This is a genomic window from Micromonospora sp. CNZ296, from assembly GCF_007827635.1.
In genome coordinates this window covers 259,950-285,195 of sequence record NZ_VISW01000003.1, presented here as the reverse complement: position 1 = coordinate 285,195, position 25,246 = coordinate 259,950, and the positions used below count along the sequence as shown (strand labels likewise).

Below are 25,246 nucleotides of genomic sequence, written 5' to 3'. Positions count from 1 at the left end.
CACCCCGCCCGCCGCCCCCGCCCTCGCCCTCGCCCTCGCCCTCGCCCTCGTCGATCTTGCACTTGGTGCCCCCGCGCAGTGGCATTCGCACCTTTCGCCGGGGCCGAAAGTGCAAGATCGCGCGGGAGAGGGGCGGCGGGAGAGGGGCGGTCAGAGGGGCTCTACGCCTGGGGGGAGTTCGGCGGTGGCGGTGGCGTCGTGGACGTACTCCAGGAGGATGCGGCGCAGCTCGCGCCCGGCGTGGGTGGGCACCACGTCGCGGCGGCGGGCCACCGCGATGGTCCGGCGGACGCCGGGCGGGACGAGCCGGGTGACCCGGATGCCGGCGCGGCGGGCCACCACGATGCCGGGCACCAGCGCGACGCCGAGCCCGGCCTCGACGAAGCTGAGCACGGCGTCCATCTCCCCGCCGTCGACGGACAGGGTCGGCTCGAACCCGGCCGCCCGGCACGCCTGGAGCGTGGCGTCGCGCAGGTCGTAGCCCTCGCGGAACATGACGAGCGGCTGGTCGCGCAGGTCGGTGATGCGTAACTCCCCGGCCTCCGAGGCGCCCGGCAGCGGGTCGACCGAGGCGACCACCAGGCTCTCCCGCAGGATCGGGTCGGCGCGCAGCCCCGGGTCGGTGCCGGCCGACGGCATGATGATCAGGGCGAGGTCGAGGTCGCCGCGGAGCAGGTCCCGGACGAGGTCCTGCGAGCCGCCCTCCTCCACGCGCAGGTCGATCGTGGGGTGCGCGTCGCGGAACCGGCGCAGCACCGGCGGGGCGAGCGAGGTGGCGAGGCTGGGGGTGGCGCCGAGCCGGACCCGGCCCCGGCGCAGCCCCACCAGTTCCTGCACCTCGCGGGTGGCGGTCTCCACGTCGGCGAGGATCCGCTTGGCCAGCGGCAGCAGCACCTCACCTGCTGCGGTGAGTGTGATGTTGCCCCTTACCCGCTCGAACAGCGGTGCCCCCAGGTCGGTCTCCAGCGCGTGAATTTGCTTACTCAACGAGGGCTGGGTTATGCCGACAAGATCGGCCGCCTGGGTGAAATGTCGTACTTCGGCGACCGCCACGAAGTACCGAAGCTGATGGAGCTGCATCTACATAGCCTACGGCTATCAACGCTGCGATTTCGATGCATTGGACGCCTGATCGAAGTGCTCCTAGCGTCGACCGCGTGGTAATCACGAAAACTCGGTCGCCCATCCGCTCGAACGTCGGCCTCAAGGCCGTCATGGCGGTGACGGGCATCATCCTCGTGCTGTTCCTGATCGCGCACATGCTCGGCAACCTGAAGATCTTCACGGGTGAGACGTCGTTCGACCACTACGCGCACTGGCTGCGGGACATCGGCACGCCGCTGCTGCCGACGACGTGGTTCCTGTGGATCCAGCGCACCGTGCTCACCGTCGCCGTCCTCGGGCACATCGGCGCGGCCACCGTGCTCGCGATGCGGTCCCGGGCCGCCCGCCCGGTCCGGTACGCGCACCGCCGCAAGATCCACGTGAACTACGCGGCCCGCACGATGCGCTGGGGTGGTGTGATCATCCTGCTCTTCGTGATCTACCACATCCTCGACCTGACCACGGGTCACCTGAACCCGCAGGGCGACCCGGCCAACCCGTACGGCAACGTGGTCGCCGGCTTCGCGCCGGAGCGCTGGTACGTCACGCTCTTCTACACCCTCGCGCTGGTGACCCTCGGCTTCCACCTGCGCCACGGCGCCTTCAGCGCGTTCCGCAGCCTCGGCCAGCAGACGCCGAAGGGCGAGCGCCGGGCCCGGATCGCCGCGCTCGTCTTCGCCGTCGCGCTCGTCGGCGGCTACCTGCTGGTTCCGTTCGCCGTGATCACCGGATTGGTGTCCTGACATGGATCTCTACACCGAGGGCGACCCGATCGCCGACACCCGGGCCCCGGACGGCCCGATCGAGACGCGGTGGGACCGCCACCGCTTCGAGATGAAGCTGGTCAACCCGGCCAACCGCCGGAAGATGACGGTGATCGTGGTCGGCACCGGCCTGGCCGGCGGCTCCGCCGCCGCCACCCTGGCCGAGCAGGGCTACCAGGTGCGGTCCTACTGCTACCAGGACAGCCCGCGCCGGGCCCACTCGATCGCCGCGCAGGGCGGTATCAACGCCGCCAAGAACTACCGCAACGACGGCGACTCGGTGCACCGCCTGTTCTACGACACGGTCAAGGGCGGCGACTTCCGCTCCCGCGAGTCGAACGTGCACCGGCTGGCCGAGATGTCGGTGAACATCATCGACCAGTGCGTGGCCCAGGGCGTGCCGTTCGCCCGCGAGTACGGCGGCCTGCTGGACACCCGCTCCTTCGGCGGCGCGCAGGTGCAGCGCACCTTCTACGCCCGGGGCCAGACGGGCCAGCAGCTGCTGCTCGGCGCGTACCAGGCGCTGGAGCGGCAGATCGGCCTGGGCAACGTGGAGATGAACGCCCGCCACGAGATGCTCGAACTGGTCCTCGTCGACGGCCGCGCGCGCGGCATCGTGGTCCGCGACATGGTCACCGGCGAGATCAGCACCGAGATGGCCGACGCGGTCGTGCTCGCCTCCGGCGGCTACGGCAACGTCTTCTACCTCTCCACCAACGCCAAGGGCTGCAACGTCACCGCCTCCTGGCGGGCGCACCGCAAGGGCGCGTACTTCGCCAACCCCTGCTACACGCAGATCCACCCGACCTGCATCCCGGTCTCCGGCGACCACCAGTCGAAGCTGACCCTGATGAGCGAGTCGCTGCGCAACGACGGCCGGGTGTGGGTGCCCAAGGCCAAGGGCGACCAGCGCAGCCCGCGGGAGATCCCCGAGGACGAGCGGGACTACTACCTGGAGCGGATCTACCCGTCCTTCGGCAACCTGGTCCCCCGCGACATCGCCTCCCGCGCCGCGAAGAACGTGTGCGACGAGGGACGCGGCGTCGGCCCGACCGGCCTCGGCGTCTACCTCGACTTCGCCGACGCGATCAACCGGCTGGGCCGCAAGGCCATCGAGGCCAAGTACGGCAACCTCTTCGAGATGTACGAGCGGATCACCGGCGAGGACCCGTACGAGGTGCCGATGCGGATCTACCCCGCCGTGCACTACACGATGGGTGGCCTCTGGGTCGACTACGACCTCCAGTCGACGATCCCCGGCCTGTTCGTGATCGGTGAGGCCAACTTCTCCGACCACGGCGCGAACCGGCTCGGCGCCTCGGCGCTGATGCAGGGCCTGGCCGACGGCTACTTCGTGCTGCCGAACACGCTCGCCAACTACCTGGCCTCCAACTCGCTGGACAAGGTCGACGCCAGCCACCCCGAGGCGGTCGCGGCGCGCACCGAGGTCGAGGACCGGATCAAGCGGCTGCTGGCGATCAACGGCGACCGTACGGTGGACTCGTTCCACCGCGAGCTGGGCCAGATCATGTGGGAGCACTGCGGCATGGAGCGCTCCGAGGCCGGGCTGCGCAAGGCGATCGACGAGATCCGCGCGCTGCGTGAGCAGTTCTGGCAGCGGGTGCGCGTGCCGGGTGACGGCGAGGGCCTCAACCAGTCGCTGGAGAAGGCCGGCCGGGTGGCCGACTTCTTCGAGCTGGCCGAGCTGATGTGCATCGACGCCCTGCACCGCGAGGAGTCCTGCGGCGGCCACTTCCGGGCCGAGCACCAGACGCCCGACGGCGAGGCGCAGCGCGACGACGACCGGTTCGCCTACGTGGCGGCCTGGGAGTTCACCGGCACCGGTGAGCCCGTGCTGCACAAGGAAGACCTGACCTTCGAATACGTCCACCCCACGCAGCGGAGCTACAAGTGAACCTGACCCTGCGCATCTGGCGCCAGACCGGCCCCGAGGACAAGGGTCGGATGGTGACCTACCCGGTGCAGGACGTGTCCCCGGACATGTCCTTCCTGGAGATGCTCGACGTGCTCAACGAACGGCTCATCCTCGACGGCGAGGAGCCGGTGGCGTTCGACCACGACTGCCGCGAGGGCATCTGCGGCATGTGCAGCCTCATGATCAACGGTGAGGCGCACGGCCCGCAGCGCGGCACCACCGCCTGCCAGCTGCACATGCGGCAGTTCTCCGACGGCGACACGATCGACATCGAGCCCTGGCGGGCCCGCGCGTTCCCGGTCGTCAAGGACCTGGTGGTCAACCGCAACGCGTTCGACCAGATCATCGCCGCCGGCGGCTACGTCACCGCGCCGACCGGCAGCGCCCCGGAGGCGCACTCGGTGCCGGTGCCGAAGGCCGACGCGGACGCCGCGTTCGAGTCGGCTGCCTGCATCGGCTGCGGCGCCTGCGTGGCGGCCTGCCCGAACGGCTCCGGCATGCTGTTCACCGCCGCGAAGATCACCCAGCTCTCGCTGCTGCCCCAGGGCCAGCCGGAGCGCTACACCCGGGTGATCGGCATGGTGGACGCGCACGACGAGGCCGGCTTCGGCGGCTGCACCAACATCGGCGAGTGCGCGGCGGCCTGCCCGAAGGGCATCCCGCTGAACACCATCGGCCGCCTCAACCGGGACTACCTGAAGGCGACGGCCAAGCGCTCCGGCTCCTGACCGGACACCGCACGACCCCACGCGACCGCCGCGCCCCGCTTCCGGGGCGCGGCGGTCGCGCTTGTCCGGGGGTACGCCCCGGCGATTGGTACGGTGAAGCACCAACCGCGTCACCGTCTCTCCCGGGAGGGCACCCATGGCCCGGACCGCTCCCGCGCAGGCGTCCTCCCCCGAGGCGGGTCACGACGAACCGGCCGGCCGGCCCGAGTCGCTGCTGGAACGCGCCTTCACCGAGGCGTTGCACAGCGCCGACGACAGCGACGAGGTGGCGACCCGGATCCTCGACGCCGCCTACGAGCAGTTCTGCCGGATGGGCATCCGCCGCTCCACGATGGAGGACGTGGCCCGGCGGGCGGGCGTCTCCCGGATCACCGCGTACCGCCGGTTCGCCACCAAGGACCGGCTGGTCGAGCAGGTGGTCCGCCGCGAGTTCCGGCGCTACTTCGACCGGTTCCTGGTCGACATCCAGCAGGCGGCCACCGTCGGAGACCGGTTGGTGCTGGGCTTCGTCAGCGCGCTGGACGCGATCCGCCGCAACCCGCTGATCGGCGGGCTGATGAGCGTCGAACCGGACGTGCTCATCCCCTCGATGATCAGCGACGGCGGGCGGACCCTGGCCACCGTGCAGCGGTTCGTCGCCGGGCAGCTGCGCCGCGAGCAGCGCGCCGGCACCATCGCCGCCACAGTCGACGTGGAGGTGGTCGCCGAGCTGATGACCCGGCTGTCCTGTTCCTTCCTGCTCACCCCGAGCCACGTCATCGACCTGGACGACGCCGACGAGCTGCGGACCATGGCCCGCCGGTTCCTCGTACCCATGCTGGAGCCCGGCTCACAGGCCGAGTGACCGGCCGATCACCTCCTTCATGATCTCGGTGGTGCCGCCGTAGATGGTCTGGACGCGGGCGTCCAGGTAGGCGCGGGCCACCGGGTACTCGCGCATGTAGCCGTAGCCGCCGTGCAGCTGGAGGCACCGGTCCACGACGCGCTGCTGCAACTCGGTGCACCACCACTTCGCCATCGCCGCCGTCTCCGCGGTGAGGTCCGGCGCGACCAGGCAGTTGTCGACGAAGACCCGGCCCAGGCGCAGCTCGGTGGCGAGTTCGGCGAGTACGAACCGGTTGTGCTGGAAACTGCCGATGGGACGGCCGAACGCCTGGCGCTGCTTGCAGTAGTCGAGCGTCTGCGCGAACACCGTCTCGGCGCCGGCGAGCGCCGCGACGGCTATCGACAGCCGTTCCAGCGGCAGGTTGCGCATCAGGTAGGCGAAGCCCTCGCCCTCCGCGCCGAGCAGGTTCGCCGCTGGTACGCGGACGTCGGAGAAGAACAGCTCGGCGGTGTCCTGCGCCTTCTGCCCGAGCTTGTCGAGGTTGCGGCCGCGCTCGAACCCCGGCATGCCGCGCTCGACCACGAGCAGGCTGATCCCCCGCCGCCCGGCGCCGGGATCGGTACGGGCCACCACGACGACCAGGTCGGCCAGGATGCCGTTGCTGATGAACGTCTTCTGCCCGTTGAGGACCCAGTCGTCGCCGTCGCGTACCGCTGTGGTGGTGATGCCCGCCAGGTCGCTGCCCGCGCCCGGCTCGGACATGGCGATGGCGGTGACGATCTCGCCGGAGCAGAAGCCCGGCAGCCAGCGCTGCTTCTGCTCCTCGGTGGTCAGGTCGGTCAGGTACGGGCCGATGATGTCGTTGTGCAGGCCGAACGCGGGCCCGCTCGCACCGGCCCGGGCGAGTTCCTCGGTCAGGACGGCGTGGAAGCGCCGGTCGGTGACCCCGGCGCCGCCGTACCGTTCGTCGACGAAGAGGCCGAGCAGTCCGGCGGCGCCGGCGGCCCGCCACACGCCGCGGTCGACGATGCCGTCGGCCTCCCAGCGCTCGTGGTGCGGGGTGATCTCCTTGTCGATGAAGGCGCGCACCAGTTCGGCGAACGCGAGGTGGTCGGCGGTGAAGATCGCGCGGTCCATGTGTGTGGGCTCCTCCCCTGCGCTACCGGGCCATGTCCGCGACGGCGGCGACGAGGCGCCGCGGGTCCTCGCCCAGCGGCGCGACGTTGAGGATCGTCACGCCCGCGTCGCGGTACTCCTGGACCCGGTCACGCACGTAGCTCTCCGGTCCGATCAGGCTGGTGCGTTCCAGCAGTTCCGCCGGCACCGCGGCGGCGGCCTCGGCCTTGCGGCCGTCCAGGTAGAGGTCCTGGATGCGGTCCGCCTCGGCTTCGTAGCCGTAGCGGCACAGAAGGTCGTGGTAGAAGTTGCGGCCCTTGGCGCCCATCCCGCCCACGTACAGGGCGATCAGCGGCCGGGCGAGGTCGCGCAGCCCGGTCACGTCCGGGCCGATCGCCAGCGGCCCGCCGGCCACCACCTCCAGCGGCCCGAGGTCAGCCGGCCGTTTCGCCCGGCCGGCCGCCAGCGCGGCACCCCAGACGTCGCCCGCGCGCTGCGGATCGTAGAGGAACGGCAGCCACCCGTCGGCGATCTCGGCGGTCATCCGGACGTTCCGGTCACCGAGGCTCGCCACGTGGATCGGGATCCGGTCGCGGACCGGGTGGGTGAGGATCTTCAGCGGCTTGCCCAGCCCGGTGCCCTCGCCGGGCGGCAGCGGCAGCCGGTAGAGGCCGTCGTTCGTCAGCGTCTCGCGCCGCCACACCCGCCGGCAGATGTCGATCACCTCGCGGGTGCGGGCCAGCGGCCTGTCGTACGCGACGCCGTGCCATCCCTCGATCACCTGCGGTCCGGACGCGCCGAGGCCGAGGATGGCCCGGCCACCGGACATCGCGTCCAGGCCCGCGGCGGTCTGCGCGAGCAGAGCCGGGGTACGCGAGAAGATCGGCAGGATCGCGGAGCCGATGTGGACCCGGCTCGTCCGGGCGGCGAGGTAACCCATCACGGTGGGCGCGTCGAAGCCGTACGCCTCGGACACCCAGACCACGTCCAGGCCGTCCTGTTCCCAGGCGGCCACGTCGTCGGCGCCGCTTCTGGGGTCGGCGGCGTACGCCAGTGTCGTCCCGATACGCATCAGTGCGCTGCTCCCTGCTTCCGGCCGACGACGCCGTCGTCCAGCCATCGCGGTAGGTGTGCGCCCAGTCCCCAGTCGGTGAGGACGGGCTCGGTGTCGGCGCCGGGCGCGGGCGGCGGGCCGCCGACCCGGCCGGGTGTCCCGGACAGGCGGGGCGCCACGGCCGGCTGCCGGACGCCGAAGTGCTCCTCGTACGTGCCGCGCGCCGCCAGGTGCGGGTGGCCTGGCGCCTCGGTGAGCGACAGCACCGGCGCGACGCAGGCGTCGGTGCCGTCGAACACCGCTGTCCACTCGTCGCGGGTACGGCCGGCGAACACCTCGGCGAAGCGGGCTCGCAGCACCGGCCATCCGGCCACGTCGTGCTGTGCCGGCAGGTCCGCGCCTGCGAGCCCGAGCAGCCGCAGCAGTTCGGCGTAGAACTGGGGTTCCAGCGCGCCCACAGCCATGTGCCCGCCGTCGGCGGTGGCGTACACGTCGTAGAACGGTGCGCCGCCGTCGAGCAGGTTGCGGCCCCGCTCGGGTCGCCAGGTGCCCTGCGCGAGCATCCCGGCGAACGGGGTGGTGAGGTGGGCCGCGCCGTCCACGATGGCGGCGTCGACGACCTGGCCCCGGCCGGTGGCGGCGGCGACGTGCAGCGCGGCCAGGATGCCGACGACCAGGTAGAGCGAGCCGCCGCCGAAGTCGCCGACCAGGTTGAGCGGGATCTGCGGCGGCCCGCCGGCGCGGCCGATCGGGTGCAGCGCCCCGGCTACGGCGATGTAGCCGATGTCGTGGCCGGCGGCGCGGGCCAGCGGCCCGTCCTGTCCCCAGCCGGTCATCCGCCCGTACACCAGGCCCGGGTTGCGGGCCAGCGCGGCCTGCGGTCCGACGCCGAGCCGTTCGGCCACGCCGGGGCGCCAGCCCTCGATCAGGATCGCGGCCCGGCCGGCCAGCGCGAGGACCACCTCGGCGCCGTCGGGGTGCTTGAGGTCCACCACGATCGAGCGTTTGCCCCGGTTGAGCAGGTTCCGCCCGGGGTCACCGGCCGGGAGCGCGCCGGGCTCCGGCCGGTCGACCCGGACCACGTCGGCGCCGAGGTCGGCCAGCAGCATGGCGGCGAACGGGCCGGGTCCGATCCCGGCCAGTTCCACGACCCGGACGCCGGCGAGCGGGCCGCTCACGCGCCGCCCCGTGGGGCGAAGCGGGGTGCGCGGCCCTGGGCCCGGCTGAGCAGGGCCTCGCCGAAGTCGGCGCCGGCCAGGGACTCGACCATGAGCCGGATCGCGTCGGTGGCGGCCTCGGCGGCGCCGGTCTCCGAGCCCGACCACACCTGCCGCCGGATCACCGCCATGGACGCCGGTGAGCAGTGCTCGGCCAGGGCCACGGCATAGGCTTGTGCCTCGGCCAGCACCTCGTCGCGCGGGAGCACGCGTTGCACAAGTCCGATCCGGAACGCCTCCACGGCGTCGACCTTGCGGCCGGACAGCAGCAGGTCCAGCGCGGCGCCGACGCCGATCAGCCGGGGCAGCAGCCAGGCGCTGCCGTACTCGGCGACGAGGCCGAGCCGGCTGAACGAGGTGGACAGGCGCGCCTCCGCCGCCATGAACCGCACGTCGGCGTAGAGCGCGTGGACCAGGCCGAGGCCGGCCGCGCCGCCGTTCATCGCGGCGACGATCGGGGTGCCGAGCGTCAGCGGCAGGTGCGGTGGGTGGCCGAACTCGCCGGCGAGCAGGTCGCGGTTGCGTTCGTCGAGCAGCGCGGCGAGCGCCTCCGGGTCGGCGCCGGAGCAGAACCAGTCACCGGAGCCGGTGACCACGACCGCCCGGACCTCCGGGTCGGCGTCCGCCGCCACCAGGGCCGCGTAGTAGTCGCGGAACATCTCCAGCGACATCGCGTTGCGCCGGTCGGGCCGGTCGAACCAGATGGTGCGGACGCCGTCGCTGGTGGCGGCCCGCAGTCCGGCGCCGGCCGGTTCGGACTCCGGCACGGTCGAGCTCATCGGCGCTCCTGTTCTGACATTTGACATTTGATACTCTGGGCTGGTGGCGGACCGCGGCAGGATCCAGAACGTCTCTCAGCCCCAGCTCTCCGAGACCGTGGCGAGCCTGCTGCGCGACCGGATCATGTCCGGCCAGCTGCGCCCCGGCGAACGCATCCGGCTCGAGGAGGTGGCCCAGGAGACCGGGCTGAGCATCACACCGGTACGCGAGGCGCTGCTGATGCTGCGCGCGGAGGACATGGTCGAGCTGCAACCGCGCCGCGGGCACGTGGTGGCGCCGCTGTCGCGGCAGGACATCATCGACGTGTTCAGCCTCCAGGGCCACATCGCCGGCGAGCTGGCCGCCCGGGTCGCCGTCAGCATCACCCCGGAGCAGCTCGACGACCTGCGGCAGCAGCACGAGCGGCTGCGCCGGGCCGCCCAGGCCCGGCAGGTCAGCCGGGTCGAACAGCTCGAATACGAGTTCCACCGCCGGATCAACCGGCTCGCCGACGCGCGCAAGCTGTCCTGGCTGCTGCGCACCGTGACCCGCTACACGCCGTCGCGGTTCTACGCCGCGGACGCGGAGTGGCGGGCCGGCATGGTCGCCGATCACGAGGCGCTGCTCGACGCGCTCGCGGCGGGCGACCCGGAGGCGGTCCGGCCGGTCATGGCCCGGCACTTCACCGACGGCGCGGAGCGGCTGGTCAAGCACCTGGACGGCCTGGGCGTGTGGAACGAGTGAGTCACCGGCGGCCATGACGCCACGCGAACATCGCCAGCGAGCGCTTCATCGCGGCGGCGGACGGCTGAAGCGTCATCACCTCGATCAGCGGCCGGAACCGCTGCCACGTCACCGATCGCGCCCGGGCGAACTCGCGCAGGCCGTCCGCGCCGTGGACCCGCCCGAACCCCGAGTCGCCCACGCCGCCGAAGGGCAGTGACGGCACGCCCGCGTACCCCAGCACCGAGTTGACCGACACCGCGCCGGCCCGCAGCCGCCCGGCGAGCGCCAGGCCACGACGGCGGTCGCGGGTGAAGATCGAGCCGGAGAGGCCGTAGCTGGTCGCGTTCGTGCGGCGGACCGCCTCGTCCGCGTCGGCCACCGGGTTGACCACGAGCACCGGGCCGAACGTCTCCTCGGTGACGGCGGTGCTGTCCTCGGGCACGTCGGTCAGCACGACCGGCTCCACGAACGGGGGCCGGACCGAAGCCGCGTCACCGACAACCGCCCGGCCGCCCCGGTCGAGCGCGTCGGTGACGTGGCGCCGCACGACCTCGGGCTGGGTGGGCGTGGTCATCGGCCCGTACGGCGCGTCCGGCTCGGCACCCGGCCGGACCTGCCGCGCCAGTTCGGTGAGCGTGGCCAGGAACGGCTCGTAGACGGACCGTTCGACGTAGACGCGCTCGACGCCGGCACACGTCTGCCCGGCGTTGCCGAGTCCGCCGAAGACCGCCGCCTGCGCTGCCGCGTCGAGGTCGGCGTCGGCGGTGACGATCAGCGCGTCCTTGCCGCCGCCCTCGATCACCACCGGCGTCAGGCTCTCGGCGCAGGCGGCCATGACGGCGCGCCCGGTCGCTGCCGACCCGGTGAACGCGATCTTGTCGACCGAGGCGCGGCACAGCGCGGCGCCGGTCGTGCCGTCGCCGGTGACCACCTGGAGGACCGGGTGGTCGGGAAGCAGCTCGTGCCAGCGCTCGGCCAGCCACACCCCGACGCCCGGGGTGAACTCGCTGGGCTTGAACACCACCGCGTTGCCGGCGGCGAGCGCGTGCGACACCGCACCCATCGGCGTGTAGACGGGGTAGTTCCACGGCCCGATCACGCCGACCACGCCGTACGGCACGTACTCGACGGAGGCGGCCTGGTTGAACGCGAGCAGGCCGGAGGAGACCGACCGCCGCCTGAGCACCCGTGCGGCGTGCCGGGCCGCCCAGTCCAGGTGCTCGACGGCGAGCATCACCTCGAGTTGAGCCCCGGCGAGGCTCTTGCCGGTCTCGCTCCGGACGATGCCGGCCAGCTCCTCGATGCCACCGGCGACCGCCGCCTTGTACGCCAGCAGGTGCCGGCGGCGCTGCCTGGCGTCCAGACCGGCCCACCAGCCGGCCGCCTCGCGGGCCCGCGTCACGGCGGCGCGTACGGCGGCGTCGTCGGCGATGTCGTAGTCGGCGCGGTGCTCACCTGTCACCGGGTCGACGACGCGCAGCCGGCGGGGGTGCTCAACGAGGGACGTCATCGGCGGCCTCCTGACATTTGATATTCGATAGTTTAGCCTTGCTGTCAATCCCTCACGATGCGCTGGAGGTACCGCGGTGGAGTGGAGCGACGAGCAACTGTCACTTGTCGAGGCGGTGCGGGACTTCTGCCGCCGCGAGGTCGGCACCCGCGAGCAACGGCACCGTCTCACCGACGGCGGGCGGGAACCGCACAGCCCGGAGCTGTACCGGAAGATGGCCGAACTCGGCTGGCTCGGCCTGTCGCTGCCGGAGGAGTTCGACGGCGGCGGCGCCGGCATGACCGAGCTGTGCCTGTTCCTGGAGGAGACCAGCCGGGCGATGGCGCCCATCGGCGGGTTCACCACCTCGATCATCGTCGCCGCCACCTACCAGCGGTTCGGCACGCCGGAGCAGAAGAAGCTGATCCTCAGCGGCGTGGCCCGCGGCGTGGTCGAGGCGGTCGCGATGTCCGAGCCCGAGGCCGGCTCCGACGTGGCGAACCTGAGCTGCCGGGCCGAGCGGCGCGGCGACGGGTGGGTGGTCAACGGGCAGAAGACGTGGTGCTCCAACGCCCACCTGGCCGAGCACATCCTGCTCGTCGCGCGCACCTCGGGCCGGGCCGGCGACCACCAGGGCCTGACCATGTTCCTGGTCCCGGCCGGCGCGCCCGGCCTGACCGTGTCCGGCATCGACACCATGGGCGGCCGCGAGGTCAACGACCTCTACTTCACCGACTGCGTGCTCCCCGCCGACGCGGTGGTCGGCCGGGTCGACCACGGCTGGCGGCAGCTGATGGCCGGGCTCAACATGGAACGGCTGATCCTCGCCAGCGTGGTGCTCGGCATCGCCCGGCGCGCGTTCGACGACGTGGTGGCGTACGTGAAGGACCGCCGCCAGTTCCGCCGGCCGATCGGATCGTTCCAGGTGATCCGGCACCGCCTGGCCGACCTGGCCACCGAGATCGAGTGCGCCCGGCTGCTCGTCTACGACACCGCCGCGAAGGTCGACAAGGCACCGGACACGGTGCTGCCCCGGGAGAGTTCGATGGCGAAGCTCAAGGCCACCGAGACGGCCCGGCGCGTCGCGCTGGACGCGATGCAGATGATGGGCGGCTACGGCTACACCACCGAGTTCGACATGGAGCGTCTGGTCCGCTCGGCGATCGTGTCCACCGTGTACGGCGGCGCCAGCGAGATCCAGCGCGAGATCATCGCCAAGACGTACGGCCTGTCCGAGCAGATGTCCTGACCCACCCGGCCCTTCGGTCGATCGGAGGCACCGTGCACCTGTCCGACCGCCAGCGCGCCGCCCTGGCGAGCATCTGCGACACGTTCGCGCCGGGTGACGGCGCCGGGATCCCGTCGGCCAGCCGGCTCGGCGCGACCGAGGTGATGGCCGCACTCGTCCTGCACAATCCGCGCGCCGCCGAGGTCCGGCAGTTCCTGCGGCTGCTGGACCGGTGGGACTCCCCCGCCACCCAGTTCGTCCTCGGCGGTTCCGCGCGGCCGTTCTCCCGGCAGTCGCAGGAGCGCCGGGAGAAGACGCTGCTCGCGCTGGCCCACTCGCGGATCACCGCCAAACGGGCGCTGTTCCAGGCGCTCAAGGGCGCCGCCACCCTCTCCTACTACCTGACGCCGGGGCCGGCCGGGCACTCGCCCGTGTGGGACGCCATCGGCTACCCCGGACCGCTCGGGGTCCGGCCCGACGCGCCCGCGCCGCCGCTGGCCCCGGTCCACCCGTCCGCGCCGACCACGCTGGACTGCGACGTCGTCGTCGTCGGATCCGGCGCCGGCGGCGGCACTGCCGCCGCGGTCCTCGCCGGGCACGGCCTGGACGTGGTCGTCGTCGAGAAGGGCGGCTACTACGACGACCGGGACTTCGACGGCGGGGAGCTGTCCGGACTGTCCCGGCTCTACGCCCCGGGCCCCGCCGCCACCGCCGAGGGCCAGCTCAGCCTCCTCCAGGGGCAGTGCCTCGGCGGGGGCACAGTGGTGAACTACACCACGTCGTTCCCCACCCCGGCCCGGGTACGCGAGGAGTGGGCCGCGCTCGGCGTGCCGCAGTTCGCCACCGACGAGTACGACAGCTGCCTCGACGCGGTGTGGTCGAGGCTGGGCGTCAACCGCGAGCACGGCCGGATCTCCTCCCGGGACGCGCTGATGGAGCGCGGACTGAACCGCCTGGGCTGGCACGTCGACGAGATGCCCCGCAACGTCGACGGCTGCGACACCGGTGTCGAGTGCGGGCGCTGCGGCCTGGGCTGCCGGATCGGCGCCAAACGGTCCGCGACGAAGACCTGGCTGGCCGACGCGGAGCGCGCCGGTACGCGGCTCGTCGTCGGCGTCGACGTGCGGACCGTCACCGTCGAAGCGGGCCGGGCGACGGGCGTGACCGGCCATACCGCGAACGGCCACCCGGTCGCCGTACGCGCCCGCGCCGTGGTGGTCGCGGCCGGCAGCGTGCAGACACCCGCCCTGCTCCGCCGCTCCGGGCTCACCAACCCGAACATCGGCCGGCACCTGCACCTGCATCCGGCGACCGGCGTGTGGGGCGTGTTCGCCGAGGAGGTGCGGCCGTGGGAGGGCGGGATGCAGACCCGGTACTCCACCGAACACGCCGATCTCGACGGCCGCGGCTACGGCGTCATCTACGAGACCGCCGCCACCAACCCGGCCACCGCTGTGTCGTTCATGAGCTGGACGGGCGGACGGGCGCATCTGGACCGGATGCGCGCGCTGCCGCACCTCGGCGGGGTCGGCGTGATCACCCGCGACCGCGACAGCGGTGAGGTCCGGGTCGGCCGCGACGGCGAGCCGGTGGTGCACTACCGCCTTTCCCCGTACGACGCGGCCCATCTGCGAGCAGGGATCGCCGGCGCGGCCCGGATCGTCGAGGCGGCCGGAGCGCTGCGGCTCTGGTCCGGACACCAGCGCGGCCCGGTCTGGGAACGCGGCACGGGTTCCATCGACGAGTTCGTCCGGCACGTCGAGACGCTGGGGACCGCGCCCGGGCAGGTCGCCATGGCCGCCCTGCACATCATGGGCGCGGCCCGGATGGGCGGCAGCGCGGCGACGTCGGTGGCCCGGCCGGACGGCGCGACGTGGGAGGTCCCCAACCTGGTCCTCGCCGACGCGTCGACCTTCCCGGGGTCGCTGGGCGTCAACCCGATGATCTCCGTGGAGGCCATCGCGTACATGAACGCCCAGCGACTCGCCGCCGCGCTCTGACCGCCGCTACTCGAACCGTTCGCCCCGCTCGGCCATCGCCGTCAGCAGCGGCGGCGGGTCGAACCGCTCGCCGTAGCGCTCTGCGAGCACCCGGGCGCGGGCCACGAAGCCCGGCAGCCCGCCGTCGTACTGGTTGACGTACTGCAGGACGCCGCCGGTCCAGCTCGGATAGCCGATCCCCAGGATCGAGCCGACGTTGGCGTCGGCCACCGAGGTCAGCACGCCCTCGTCCAGGCACCGCACCGACTCGATCGCCTCGATGAAGAGCATCCGCTCCTTGAGGTCCTCGAAGGGCGTGTCCAGGTTCGTGCCGCCGAACTGCTCCCGCAGCCCCGGCCAGAGCCCGGCCCGCTTCCCGTCGCGGTAGTCGTAGAAGCCGGCACCGCCGGAGCGTCCGGTCCGGCCGCACTCGTCGATCATCCGGTCGATCACCGCGTCGGCGGCGTGCGGCTGCCAGGTGCCCCCGGCGGCCACTGTCGCGGCGGCCGTCTCCTGGCGGATCTTCCGGGGCAGGGTGAGGGTCAGCTCGTCCATCAGCGCGAGGACCGGCGCGGGATAGCCGGCCTGGCTGCTGGCCTGCTCGATGGTGGCCGCCGGGATGCCCTCGGCCAGCATCGCCACGCCCTCGTTGGTGAACGTGCCGATGACCCGGCTGGTGAAGAAGCCCCGGCTGTCGTTGACCACGATCGGCGTCTTGCGCAACTGGCGGACGACGCCCAGCGCGCGGCCCAGCGTGGCCTCGTCGGTCCGCTCCCCGCGGATCACCTCGACCAGCGGCATCTTGTCCACCGGGGAGAAGAAGTGCAGCCCGACGAACTCCTCCGGCCGGCTGACGCCCTCGGCCAGCAGCGTGATGGGCAGCGTGGAGGTGTTGGAGGCGATGAGCGCGTCCGGCGCGACCTGCTCGATCTCGGCGTACACCTTGTGCTTGAGCGCCGGATCCTCGAAGACCGCCTCGATGGCGAGGTCGACGCCGGCCAGGTCGGCGAGGTCGCCGGTGGCGTGGATGCGGCCCAGGATCTCGTCCCGCTTCTCCGGCGTGGACCGGCCCCGCGCGACCGCCTTGTCGAGCAGGCCCGCCGAGTACGCCTTGCCGCGCGCCGCACCCTCGGCGGTGACGTCCTTGAGCACCACCCGCATCCCGGCGCGGGCGCAGACGTACGCGATGGCTGCGCCCATCATGCCCGCGCCGACGACGGCGACGCTGCGTACCGGCTCGTGGTCGCCACCGGCGGTGCGGGACCGGGCGGTCTGGAGGTCGAAGAAGAGCGCCTTGATCATGTTCTTGGCGACCTGGCCGGTCGCCAGCTCGGTGAAGTACCGCCCCTCGATGACGAACGCGGTGTCCAGGTCCACCTGGGCGCCCTCGACGGCGGCGGCGAGGATGTTGCGGGGCGCCGGGTAGGGCGCGCCCTTGAGCTGCTTGCGCAGCAGCGCGGGCATGGCCGGCAACTGCACCGCGAGGCCGGGGCTGGACGGGGTGCCGCCGGGCATCCGGTAGTCCTTGCGGTCGTACGGCTGGGTCGCGTCCGGGTGGGCGGCGATCCACTCACGGGCGGCGGCCATCAGGGCGTCCCGGTCGGCGGCCAACTCGTCGACCAGCCCGTGCGCGAGCGCGTCCTGCGGCCGGCGGCGCTGGCCGCGCAGCAGCCAGTCGGTCAGCGCGGCGGTGACGCCGAGCAGCCGGACGGTACGCACCACGCCGCCGCAGCCGGGCAGCAGGCCGAGCGTGACCTCGGGAAAGCCGATCTCGATGGCCGGGTCGTCGAGCACGACGCGGTGGTGGCAGCCCAGGGCCAGTTCCAGTCCGCCGCCGAGGGCCGATCCGTTGACGGCGGCGACGACCGGGCGGCCGAGCGTCTCCAGCCGGCGTACGGCCTGCTTGAGCGCGGCCGCGTCGGCCGCTGACGCCTCGGCGTCGGCGGGCGTGAGCCGCACCAGGGTCTCCAGGTCGCCGCCGGCGAAGAACGTCTTCTTGGCCGAGGTGACGATCACGCCGGTGATCCGGTCACGCTCGGCTTCGAGCCGGTCCACGGTGGCCGCCAGGCTCGCGCCGAACTCCGCGTTCATCACGTTCGCCGAACGGCCGGGGTGGTCGAGGGTGAGCAGCACGATGCCGTCGTCGCCGTGCTCCCACCGGATGGTGTTTGCCATTCGTGCTCCTCAGATTCGTTCGATCACGGTCGCGATGCCCATGCCGCCGCCCGCGCAGAGCGTGGCCAGGCCGTAGCGGCCGCCGCGTCGTTCCAGTTCGTCGACGAGCGTGCCGAGGATCATGGCGCCGGTCGCGCCGAGCGGGTGGCCCATCGCGATCGCCCCGCCGTTGGCGTTGACGATGTCCGGGTTCAGGCCGAGGTCGGCGACGAACCGCAGGACCACCGCGGCGAACGCCTCGTTGATCTCCACCAGGTCGAGGTCGTCGACGCCGAGACCGGCCTTCGCGAGCGCCTTACGGGCGGCCGGGGCCGGGCCGGTGAGCATGATGGTGGGGTCGGCGCCGCTGAGCGCTGTGGCCACGACGCGGGCGCGCGGGGTGAGACCGGCGGCGGCGCCTGCCGCCTCGCTGCCGATCGCGACGAGCGCGGCGCCGTCCACGATGCCGGAGGAGTTGCCCGCCGTGTGGACGTGCTCGATGCGCTCGACCCAGTGGTACTTCTGCAACGCGACCGCGTCGAAGCCCGCCTTCTCACCGATCTCGGCGAACGAGGGGCGCAGCGCGCCGAGGCTCTCCGCCGTCGAGTCGGCCCGGATGTGCTCGTCCCGGTCCAGCACGGTCAGCCCGTTGCGGTCGCGGACCGGCACCACGGACCGGGCGAAGTAGCCGTTGGCCCACGCCTTCGCGGCCCGCGCCTGCGACTGGAGCGCGTACGCGTCGACCGTCTCCCGATCGAAGCCGGCGATGGTGGCGATGAGGTCGGCGCTGATGCCCTGCGGCACGAACCCGGTGGTGAAGTTGACCTCCGGGTCGAGCGCCCAGGCCCCGCCGTCGGAGCCCATCGGCACCCGGGACATCGACTCGACGCCACCGGCGAGGACGAGATCCTCCCAGCCGGAGCGCACCTTCTGCGCGGCGATGTTCACCGCCTCCAGCCCGGAGGCGCAGAAGCGGTTGAGCTGGACCCCGGCCACCGTGTCGGGCAGGCCGGCGGCGACGGCGGCGGTCCGGGCGATGTCGGCGCCCTGGTCGCCGAGCGGGGACACCACCCCGAGCACGATGTCGTCGATCAGCGCCGGATCGAGGCCGGGCATCCGCCGCAGGGTCTCCTCGATCAGGCCGGTGATCAGCGAAACAGGCTTCACCCCGTACAGCGATCCGGTCGGCTTGCCCCGCCCGCGCGGCGTGCGCAACGCGTCGTAGATGAACGCATCGGTCGTCATGCCAAGCTCCTCATTGCTCACCCGCATGCGAATTTCGCCTAACTTTTCTTGAGCCTGCCGCCGCTTGTCAAGACGCGTTCCGCGCTGTCCGGCTCCGACCCCGCCGGGGAAACGGCCGAGGGGCGTCACCGGATGCACGCGAGGGGGCGCTAACGTGTAGCTGTGCGACAAGCAGCCAGCGACACCGCCCCGGCACCGGTCAGACGGCCCAAGGACCGCAAGGCCCGGATCGCGCTCGCCGGGGCCGAGTTGTTCTGCGAGCGGGGCTACCACGGCGTCTCGGTGGACGAGATCGCCGCCGCCGTCGGCATCAGCGGGCCGGCCGTCTACCGGCACTTCCCGAACAAGTACGCGATCCTGGTGCACGCCACCCGGGAGGTCGTCGGCGCCCTGCTCGCCGCGACCGGACAGCCGGCGGCGAGTAACGCCGACGAGCTGCTCGACGAACTGCTGCGCGCGCTCGCCGAGGTCGCGGTGAGCAGGCGGCGGGTGGCCGGGCTGTACCAGTGGGAGGGCCGCTACCTGACGCCCGAGCACCGGCAGGAGTTCGCCGTCTCGATGGCCACGCTCGTCGGCCGCGTCGCCGCGCCGCTGCGCGAGTTGCGTCCCGAGCTGACCACCGCGCAGGCCGACCTGCTGGTGAATGCGGCGCTGAGCGCGTTCGGCAGCGTGACCACGTACCGGGCCGCGGCCACCGGCGCCGACACCGAGCACCTGCTCACCCGGGTCGCCTGGACGCTGCTGCGGACCGACGCGCCGACGGTGCCGCTCCGGCGGCGTACCGCGCCGCAGGACATGCCCGCCACCGGGCCGGTGCGTCCGGCGTCGCGGCGCGAACTGCTGCTCATCGAGGCGATGCGCCTGTTCCACAGGCACGGCTACCACGCAGTCGCGGTCGAGGACATCGGCCGCGCCGCGGGCATGCAGGCGTCCAGCGTGTACCGCTACTTCCCCGGCAAGGCCGACCTGCTCGCGGCCGCCTACTACCGGGCCACCGACCGGCTCACCGGGGCCACCACCGCGGCGATCGCCGAGGCGAGCGACCCGGCCGACGCGCTGCACCGGGTGGTGCGCGCCTACGTCGACTTCGCGTTCGGCCAGAGCGACCTGGTCGCGGTGTACCTGGCGGAGAACAACAACCTGCCGGACCGGGACCGCCACCAGTTGCGCGGCGCGCAGCGGCTGCACGTCGAGGAGTGGGTGGGCCTGGTCCGGGCGGTACGACCGGACCTGCCGGCCGCCGACGCCCGCGTGCTCGTCCACGCCGCGCTGAACGTCGTCACCGACGTCGGGCGGCTCGGCCGCTTCGACCGCACCGCCGGCTACGACGATCAGACCGCCCGGCTCACGCTCGCCGTCCTGCACGCCTGACCGGCGTCACCGCGAGCGCGCGGGCGGCGTGAGGCGCTGTGGTTGACTGACACCCATGGTCCCGTGCCCGTCCGCGTCCGCCCGGACGATCCGGTGACCACCGGGCCGGCCGCGGCCACCCGGCCCCGCAACCGCAGACAGGTCATCGTCGAGTCGGCCGGGCAGGTGTTCAGCGAGCGCGGCTACCACGGCGCGTCCATGGAGGAGATCGCCGCGGCGGTCGGGATCAGCGCGCCCGCGCTGTACCGCCACTTCCCGAACAAGTACGCGTTGTTCGCCGAGTGCGCCAACGTCATGGTGGACAACCTGGTCGGGGCCATCGACGAGTGGCCGCCGGACGCGGCGCTGGCCGACGTGCTGCTGGCCCTCACCCGGGTCACCGTCGCGCACCGCGCCTCCGGCGGCCTCTACCGGTGGGAGGCCCGCTACCTCGGCCGCGCGGACCGCCACCTGCTCCGCGCGAAGTTCGGCCACGTCGTGGGCCGGGTGACCGAGATGGTACGGCGGGAGTACCCGCTGCCCGACGAGCGCCTGCGGGCGGTGGCCGCGCTCGGTGTGATCGGTTCGGTCACCATGCACCACACCTCGATCGCCCAGCGCCGGATCGAGGATCTGGTGCTGCGGTCCGCGATGCGGGTGGTGGCCACCGATCCGGCCACCGCTGCCGGGACGGCGCGGCTGGTCGAGCTGCCCGCCCAGCCGGTGCCCCGGACGCGGCGTGCGGAGATCCTGGCCGCGGCCGTACCGCTGTTCGCCCGGGACGGGTTCGCCACAGTCACCAACGCGCAGATCGCCCAGGCGGTGGGGCTCGCACCGTCCGCGATCTACCGCCACTATCCCGGCAAGGTGGACATCCTCGTGGCCGCCTGCCTCCAGGCGGCGGAACTGCTCGCCCAGGCGGTGGACCGCAGCCTCCAGCGGGCGGCCGACCCACGGCAGGCGGTGGTCGCGCTGGCGGCGGCGTACGTGGCCTACTGCTTCGAGCACAACACCCTCAACAGCGTCGCCGAGGCGGAGGTGGCCGGCCTGCCGGACGACGTACGGCGTCCCCTCATCCTCGCCCAGCGGGAGCACATCGCGGTCTGGGAGCAGCAGTTGCGCGCGGTCCGGCCGGACCTGGACCGGCGGCAGGCCCGGCTGCTCGTGCACGCCGGGTTCGGCGTGGCGGTGGAGGCCGGGCGCGCCCTGCGCTGGCAGGACTCGCCCGGCCACCGGGACGCGGTCACCGCGCTGGTCACCGGCGCCCTGACGCTCTGAACCGGCACGGACTCAGGTGCCCGGCCGGTTCATGACCGGAATCGTGATCGGGGTGTGCGACGCGGACGAGCCGTTGTTGAGGAACAGCATCGCCAGCCCGCGGATGAACCTGTCGAACAGGCCGAACGTCTCCGGCATGAGCGGCGAGAGCCCTTCGCGGAACATCACGTACGTCGGCCAGCCGGCCTCGATCACGCCCCGGGAGATGTAGTCGCGGGGCAGCCGCAGCCAGTCGCCGATCCGGTCGGTGAGCACGTAGCGCGCGAACTCCCGCTGGAACCCCCGGGTGACGCCCAGGTCCACCGAGGACGTCAGGTTCAGCAGGATGTCGGCCAGATCGATGCCCTCGGGTGTCGGCGCGAGCAGCGGGGACAGCGCGTACCGGGACTGCTCCTCGGCGGCGGCCCAGCTGTTCGGGATGAACTCGTCGCGCACGCCGAGCAGGTGCAGCGCGACCTGCCACATGTGCAGGTAGGCCTCCTCCTCCGCGGCCGACATCCGCAGTCCCCAGCGACGCCAGTCGAGCAGCTTGCGGTGCACGTACGTGCCGAGGCTGTGGAAGGTGATGAGGATGTCGCCGTTGCTGATCGGGATCGGGTGGTCGGTGACGCCGCGCCACGGCGCGGACTGCGGCAGCAGGTGCCGCACGGCAGCGTGGGTGAGGCGCGTCTTGTGCGAGGTGACCACGAAGCTGCCGGTGGCCTTGAACGCGTCGGGGGCGCTCAGGTCGTACCCGTAGGTGAAGGTCTTCGCGGCGCGCGACTTCATGTCCGCGCCGCCCTCGGACCAGTAGACGTTGCGGGCCTCGCGCGGGATCACCGTGCTCATGATCCCGCTGCCCAGGCCGTAGAGCAGGAACAGGTACATGCTCATGCGCTTGTTGAACTGGGCGGCGCGGTCCAGCTTGGCCTGGTCGGCCCAGGACGGCAGCGTGTTGACCCGCCGCAGGTAGGTGGTGAGCGCCGGGGGCAGGCCGACGGGCAGCGCGTCGCCGTTGCGGATCCAGGACGCGAACGCGGTGTTCACCGCCGGGATCTGACCGGCGTCCAGCATCGAGGCGACGAGCGGGTCGGTGTCGTCGTCCCAGACGTCCCACGGGTCGGTGACCGTGTCGGTCCCGGCGATCGAGCCGGACGACGACCACGCCCACGCCTTCGGGGCGTCCGCCACCGCTACCAGTCCCAGCGCGGCGCCGAGCGTCAGGACGCTTCGTCTACTGAGATTCTCCATTAGCACCACTTCCCGGTTCGACCGGACATCGCCCTGAACACCGGCCCGTGAGGTGCGCACAAGCAGGTTTCGAGTTATCCGGGGATGTGATTTTCTATTAACATAGAGGAGCTTGACTGCATCGGCAAGGGTGGACGGTGGGGGTGGTGGCGATGGCTCGTGAGGGGCGGTACCGCTGGTTGCGCCGGATCGAGACGCTCGATCCGGTCCGCGACCACCACGAGATCTACCGGCTCTCCGCCGGCTACGAGTTCCCCTTCGACTACCAGCGGGCACTGGAGCTGGCGCTGCTGCGCACGTTCTGCGTGCCGAGCATCTCCGTGCTGCTCGACGCGACCGGCGAGTTCCGGCTGCGGGCGCAGCAGCGCTACGACGACACCGCGCTGCTGATGGCCGAGCTGCTGGAGCACGGGTACGACTCGCCGCGCGGCCGGGAGGCGCTGCGGGTGGTCAACCGGGCGCACGGCCGGTACGCGATCTCGAACGACGACATGCGGTACGTGCTGTCGACGTTCGTCTACGAGCCGATCGACTGGCTGGACCGGTACGGCTGGCGCCCGCTGCACGAGCACGAGCGGCTGGCCGCGTTCCACTACTACCGCGCGGTCGGCGCGCGCATGGGCATCCGAGACGTCCCGGCGGACTTCGACGCGTTCCGGGCGTTCAAGGACGCGTACGAGCGGGACACGTTCCGCCGTACGCCGAGCAACGAGCGGGTCGCGGCGTACACGCTGGACCTGTTCGCGTCCTGGTACCCGGCGCCGCTGCGCCCGGCCGCGCGGCTAGCGGTGCGCGCGCTGCTGCCGCCCGAGATGCGGGCCGCCTTCGGGCTGCCGGCCGCGCCGCGACCGCTGACCGCGCTGGTCGGCGGCGCGCTGCGCGCCCGGGCCGCCGTGGTGCGGCTGCTGCCCGCGCGGACCGTGAGCCGGCTGACCCGCGCGCCGCGCAACCGCACCTATCCCGGCTACCCGCGGGGGTACCGGCCCGCCGACCTCGGCGCGCCGCCACCCCCGCCCGGCATCGACCCGGCGCTACTCCGTGACGGGCTCCGCCACCGCGTCGCCCGGCCGGTAGAGGGCGTCGATCCGGTCGCCGTACCTGTCGACGATGACCCGGCGCCGTAGCTTCAGCGTCGGGGTCAGCTCGCCCGACTCCGGCGTCCACGCCGACGGCAGCACCTGGAACGTCTTGACCTGCTCCGGCCGGGCGAGGCGCGCGTTCGCCGCGTCCACGGCGGCCTGGATCTCGGCCAGCAGCACCGGGTCCGAGGCCAGCGTGGGCAGCTGCGGGTCGCTGACGCCGTGCGTGCGCGCCCACTGCGGCGCCACCTCCTCGTCCAGCACGATCAGCGCCGTGACGTACGGCCGCCGGTCGCCGATCGCGACCGCCTGACCGATGAGCGGGTGCGCCCGCAGCAGGTTCTCGATCTGCGCCGGCGAGATGTTCTTCCCGCTGGACGTGATGATGAGTTCCTTCTTGCGGTCGGTGATGGTGAGGAAGCCGTCGTCGTCGAGCGTCCCGACGTCGCCGGTGGCCAGCCAGCCGTCCGCGTCGACGACCGGCTCGACGCCGCCGTCCTCGCGCAGGTAGCCGGAGCACACCAGCGGACCCCGGACGAGGACCTCGCCGTCGTCGGCGAGGCGTACCTCCATGCCCACGTTCGGGCGGCCGACCGTCCCGGTGCGGAAGCGGTCGGGGGTGTTGAGGGTGGCGGTGCCGGTGGTCTCGGTCAGACCCCACACCTCCAGCACGTCGACGCCGAGCCCGGCGAGGAACCGCAGCACGTCCACCGGGATCGGGGCGGCGCCGCTGCCGGGCCAGGCCATGTTCTGCAGGCCGAGGGTGGCCTGCAACGGCCGCAGCACGGTGTCCCGGGCCTGCGCCACCCGGGCGGCCAGCTCGTCCGGCACCGGCTCTCCGGCCGCGCGCAGCTCGTACGCCTCCAGTGTGACAGCGCTCGCGGCGGCGACGGCGGCGCGGACCGCGGGCTCGGCGGTGGCCAGGTGGGCCTGGACGCCGGCGGCCATCTTCTCCCAGACCCGTGGCACCCCGAAGAACGAGGCGGGGCCGACGGTGCGCAGCGCCGCGACGAGCTGCGTGGCGTCGGGGCAGATGGTCACGTGCCCGGCGCGGTAGATCGGGTTGTAGATGCCGAGGAACCGTTCGGCGATGTGCGCGAGCGGCAGGTAGGCCACCGTCGGCGCGTGGTCGGGGACGGAAACCATCGCGTCCAGCGCCACCGCCTGGTGGATCACGTTGTGGTGGCTGAGCACGACGCCCTTCGGGTTACCAGTCGTGCCGGACGTGTAGAGCAGCGTCACCGGCTGCTCGGGCCGGATCGTGCGCCAGCGCCGCTCGAAGGCGTCCGGGTCCGCCTCGCGTGCGGCCCGGCCGAGGGTACGCACGCGCGACAGCGGCACCGCGTCGCCGGCCGGTTCGGCGGGCTCGTCCACCAGCACCACCCGCAGCAGGTCGGGCAGGTCGGCCAGGATCGGCCGCCAGCGCTCCAGCTCGGCCGGCCCTTCCAGCACGAGCACCTGGGCGGCGCTGTGCCGGGCCAGGTAGCGCATCTGCTCGGCGCTGAGCGTCGGGTAGATCGTGGACGGCACCGCGCCCAGGTGGACCGCCGCGAGGTCGACGAGCCAGTGCTCGGTGCGGCTGGACATCATGATCAGCATGTGCCGCCCGGCCTCCAGGCCGATCTCGGCCAGACCGGCGGACAGCTCGGCGACCTCGTCGCGCAGCGCGGCCCAGGTGCGGGTGTCGTCCCGGCCGAGCGTGGTCAGCGCGGGCCGGTCGGCGTACTCGGTGGCGTTGCGGTGCAGCAGCGCCGGGACGGTCAGGTCGGCGGCTTTCTTGGCGCAGTCCTCGGCGAGGACGTGGGCGGGGTCCATGGGCTACTCCTTCACACGCAACCGGGCCTGGTGGTGGCAGGGCTGGCCGCACCCCTCGCCGTGGTGCCCGCGCGGGTTCCGCAGCCGATGGCAGCACTGTAAACGAGGGTTAACTTCCTGGGAAGGAGTGGCCGTGATCTGGCGCGATATCGCGTCGTGACGGCAACCT

Annotated in this window: 20 protein-coding genes; 10 read left to right on the top strand and 10 right to left on the bottom strand. The window is 72.6% G+C overall.

Going from position 1 to position 25,246, the window contains the following annotated elements; all coding sequences use genetic code 11:
• Nucleotides 1–150: 150 nt before the first annotated feature.
• Nucleotides 151–1,080, bottom strand: coding sequence for a LysR family transcriptional regulator (locus FB455_RS06780; RefSeq protein WP_013285332.1), 930 nt, complete (start codon nt 1,078–1,080; stop codon nt 151–153).
• A gap of 83 nt (nt 1,081–1,163) precedes the next feature.
• Between FB455_RS06780 and FB455_RS06775 the strand changes: the two genes are divergently transcribed.
• The 4 genes from FB455_RS06775 to FB455_RS06760 all read left to right on the top strand — a co-directional run bounded on the left by FB455_RS06775 (nt 1,164) and on the right by FB455_RS06760 (nt 5,376).
• Nucleotides 1,164–1,847 carry a succinate dehydrogenase cytochrome b subunit gene (locus FB455_RS06775; RefSeq protein WP_082171209.1) on the top strand — a complete coding sequence of 228 codons (684 nt, stop codon included), beginning with the start codon at nt 1,164–1,166 and terminating at the stop codon, nt 1,845–1,847.
• Nucleotide 1,848: 1 nt separating this feature from the next.
• The gene (locus tag FB455_RS06770; protein ID WP_030270400.1) at nt 1,849–3,783 is read left to right on the top strand and encodes a fumarate reductase/succinate dehydrogenase flavoprotein subunit; all 1,935 of its coding nucleotides are present in this window, start codon (nt 1,849–1,851) and stop codon (nt 3,781–3,783) included.
• Entirely contained in the window at nt 3,780–4,532 is a 753-nt protein-coding gene (locus FB455_RS06765) for a succinate dehydrogenase/fumarate reductase iron-sulfur subunit (RefSeq protein WP_013285329.1), read from the top strand. The genes FB455_RS06770 and FB455_RS06765 overlap by 4 nt, the downstream gene beginning before the upstream one ends.
• A 136-nt stretch (nt 4,533–4,668) precedes the next feature.
• Nucleotides 4,669–5,376 carry a TetR/AcrR family transcriptional regulator gene (locus FB455_RS06760; protein ID WP_030270402.1) on the top strand — a complete coding sequence of 236 codons (708 nt, stop codon included), beginning with the start codon at nt 4,669–4,671 and terminating at the stop codon, nt 5,374–5,376.
• Here the strand turns inward: FB455_RS06760 and FB455_RS06755 are convergent.
• The 4 genes from FB455_RS06755 to FB455_RS06740 are packed head-to-tail and all read right to left on the bottom strand — an operon-like array spanning nt 5,362 to nt 9,524.
• On the bottom strand, nt 5,362–6,495 hold the full coding sequence (locus FB455_RS06755) for an acyl-CoA dehydrogenase family protein (protein WP_030270404.1): 1,134 nt from the start codon (nt 6,493–6,495) through the stop codon (nt 5,362–5,364). The genes FB455_RS06760 and FB455_RS06755 overlap by 15 nt on opposite strands.
• Nucleotides 6,496–6,517: 22 nt before the next feature.
• Nucleotides 6,518–7,546 carry an LLM class F420-dependent oxidoreductase gene (locus tag FB455_RS06750; RefSeq protein WP_030270406.1) on the bottom strand — a complete coding sequence of 343 codons (1,029 nt, stop codon included), beginning with the start codon at nt 7,544–7,546 and terminating at the stop codon, nt 6,518–6,520.
• Nucleotides 7,546–8,706: a CaiB/BaiF CoA transferase family protein gene (locus FB455_RS06745; RefSeq protein ID WP_030270408.1), complete on the bottom strand. Its 1,161-nt coding sequence runs from the start codon at nt 8,704–8,706 to the stop codon at nt 7,546–7,548. The genes FB455_RS06750 and FB455_RS06745 overlap by 1 nt, the downstream gene beginning before the upstream one ends.
• Nucleotides 8,703–9,524: an enoyl-CoA hydratase-related protein gene (locus FB455_RS06740; protein ID WP_030270410.1), complete on the bottom strand. Its 822-nt coding sequence runs from the start codon at nt 9,522–9,524 to the stop codon at nt 8,703–8,705. Before FB455_RS06740 ends, FB455_RS06745 begins: the two co-directional genes overlap by 4 nt.
• A gap of 43 nt (nt 9,525–9,567) precedes the next feature.
• Between FB455_RS06740 and FB455_RS06735 the strand changes: the two genes are divergently transcribed.
• Nucleotides 9,568–10,248 (top strand): GntR family transcriptional regulator, encoded by a 681-nt coding sequence (locus FB455_RS06735; RefSeq protein WP_013285323.1) that lies wholly within the window; start codon nt 9,568–9,570, stop codon nt 10,246–10,248.
• Between the two features lies 1 nt (nt 10,249).
• Here FB455_RS06735 and FB455_RS06730 read toward each other — a convergent pair whose 3' ends face one another.
• Nucleotides 10,250–11,740 (bottom strand): aldehyde dehydrogenase family protein, encoded by a 1,491-nt coding sequence (locus FB455_RS06730; protein ID WP_030270412.1) that lies wholly within the window; start codon nt 11,738–11,740, stop codon nt 10,250–10,252.
• Nucleotides 11,741–11,816: 76 nt separating this feature from the next.
• Between FB455_RS06730 and FB455_RS06725 the strand changes: the two genes are divergently transcribed.
• Entirely contained in the window at nt 11,817–12,968 is a 1,152-nt protein-coding gene (locus tag FB455_RS06725) for an acyl-CoA dehydrogenase family protein (RefSeq protein WP_030270414.1), read from the top strand.
• A 32-nt stretch (nt 12,969–13,000) separates the two neighbouring features.
• Complete coding sequence (locus tag FB455_RS06720) at nt 13,001–14,947, top strand: GMC family oxidoreductase N-terminal domain-containing protein (protein WP_030270415.1); 1,947 nt, start codon at nt 13,001–13,003, stop codon at nt 14,945–14,947.
• Nucleotides 14,948–14,953: 6 nt separating this feature from the next.
• On the opposite strand, the gene FB455_RS06715 is transcribed toward FB455_RS06720, so the two are convergent.
• Both FB455_RS06715 and FB455_RS06710 read right to left on the bottom strand, forming a co-directional pair.
• Nucleotides 14,954–17,101: a 3-hydroxyacyl-CoA dehydrogenase NAD-binding domain-containing protein gene (locus tag FB455_RS06715; protein WP_030270416.1), complete on the bottom strand. Its 2,148-nt coding sequence runs from the start codon at nt 17,099–17,101 to the stop codon at nt 14,954–14,956.
• Between the two features lie 9 nt (nt 17,102–17,110).
• Nucleotides 17,111–18,325: an acetyl-CoA C-acetyltransferase gene (locus FB455_RS06710; RefSeq protein WP_013285318.1), complete on the bottom strand. Its 1,215-nt coding sequence runs from the start codon at nt 18,323–18,325 to the stop codon at nt 17,111–17,113.
• A gap of 162 nt (nt 18,326–18,487) precedes the next feature.
• On the opposite strand from FB455_RS06710, the gene FB455_RS06705 reads away from it, so the two are divergent.
• Together FB455_RS06705 and FB455_RS06700 are read left to right on the top strand one after the other, a co-directional pair.
• Complete coding sequence (locus FB455_RS06705; protein ID WP_030270417.1) at nt 18,488–19,696, top strand: TetR/AcrR family transcriptional regulator; 1,209 nt, start codon at nt 18,488–18,490, stop codon at nt 19,694–19,696.
• A gap of 63 nt (nt 19,697–19,759) precedes the next feature.
• Nucleotides 19,760–20,953, top strand: coding sequence for a TetR/AcrR family transcriptional regulator (locus FB455_RS06700; RefSeq protein WP_232236646.1), 1,194 nt, complete (start codon nt 19,760–19,762; stop codon nt 20,951–20,953).
• A gap of 12 nt (nt 20,954–20,965) precedes the next feature.
• Here FB455_RS06700 and FB455_RS06695 read toward each other — a convergent pair whose 3' ends face one another.
• Nucleotides 20,966–22,183, bottom strand: coding sequence for an oxygenase MpaB family protein (locus FB455_RS06695; RefSeq protein WP_030270420.1), 1,218 nt, complete (start codon nt 22,181–22,183; stop codon nt 20,966–20,968).
• A 152-nt stretch (nt 22,184–22,335) separates the two neighbouring features.
• On the opposite strand from FB455_RS06695, the gene FB455_RS06690 reads away from it, so the two are divergent.
• Entirely contained in the window at nt 22,336–23,307 is a 972-nt protein-coding gene (locus FB455_RS06690) for an oxygenase MpaB family protein (RefSeq protein ID WP_036310577.1), read from the top strand.
• On the opposite strand, the gene FB455_RS06685 is transcribed toward FB455_RS06690, so the two are convergent.
• A complete protein-coding gene (locus FB455_RS06685) occupies nt 23,215–25,077 on the bottom strand; it encodes an AMP-dependent synthetase/ligase (RefSeq protein ID WP_030270429.1) in 1,863 nt (620 codons plus the stop codon). The two genes, FB455_RS06690 and FB455_RS06685, sit on opposite strands and share 93 nt — an antisense overlap.
• Between the last annotated feature and the right edge of the window lie 169 nt (nt 25,078–25,246).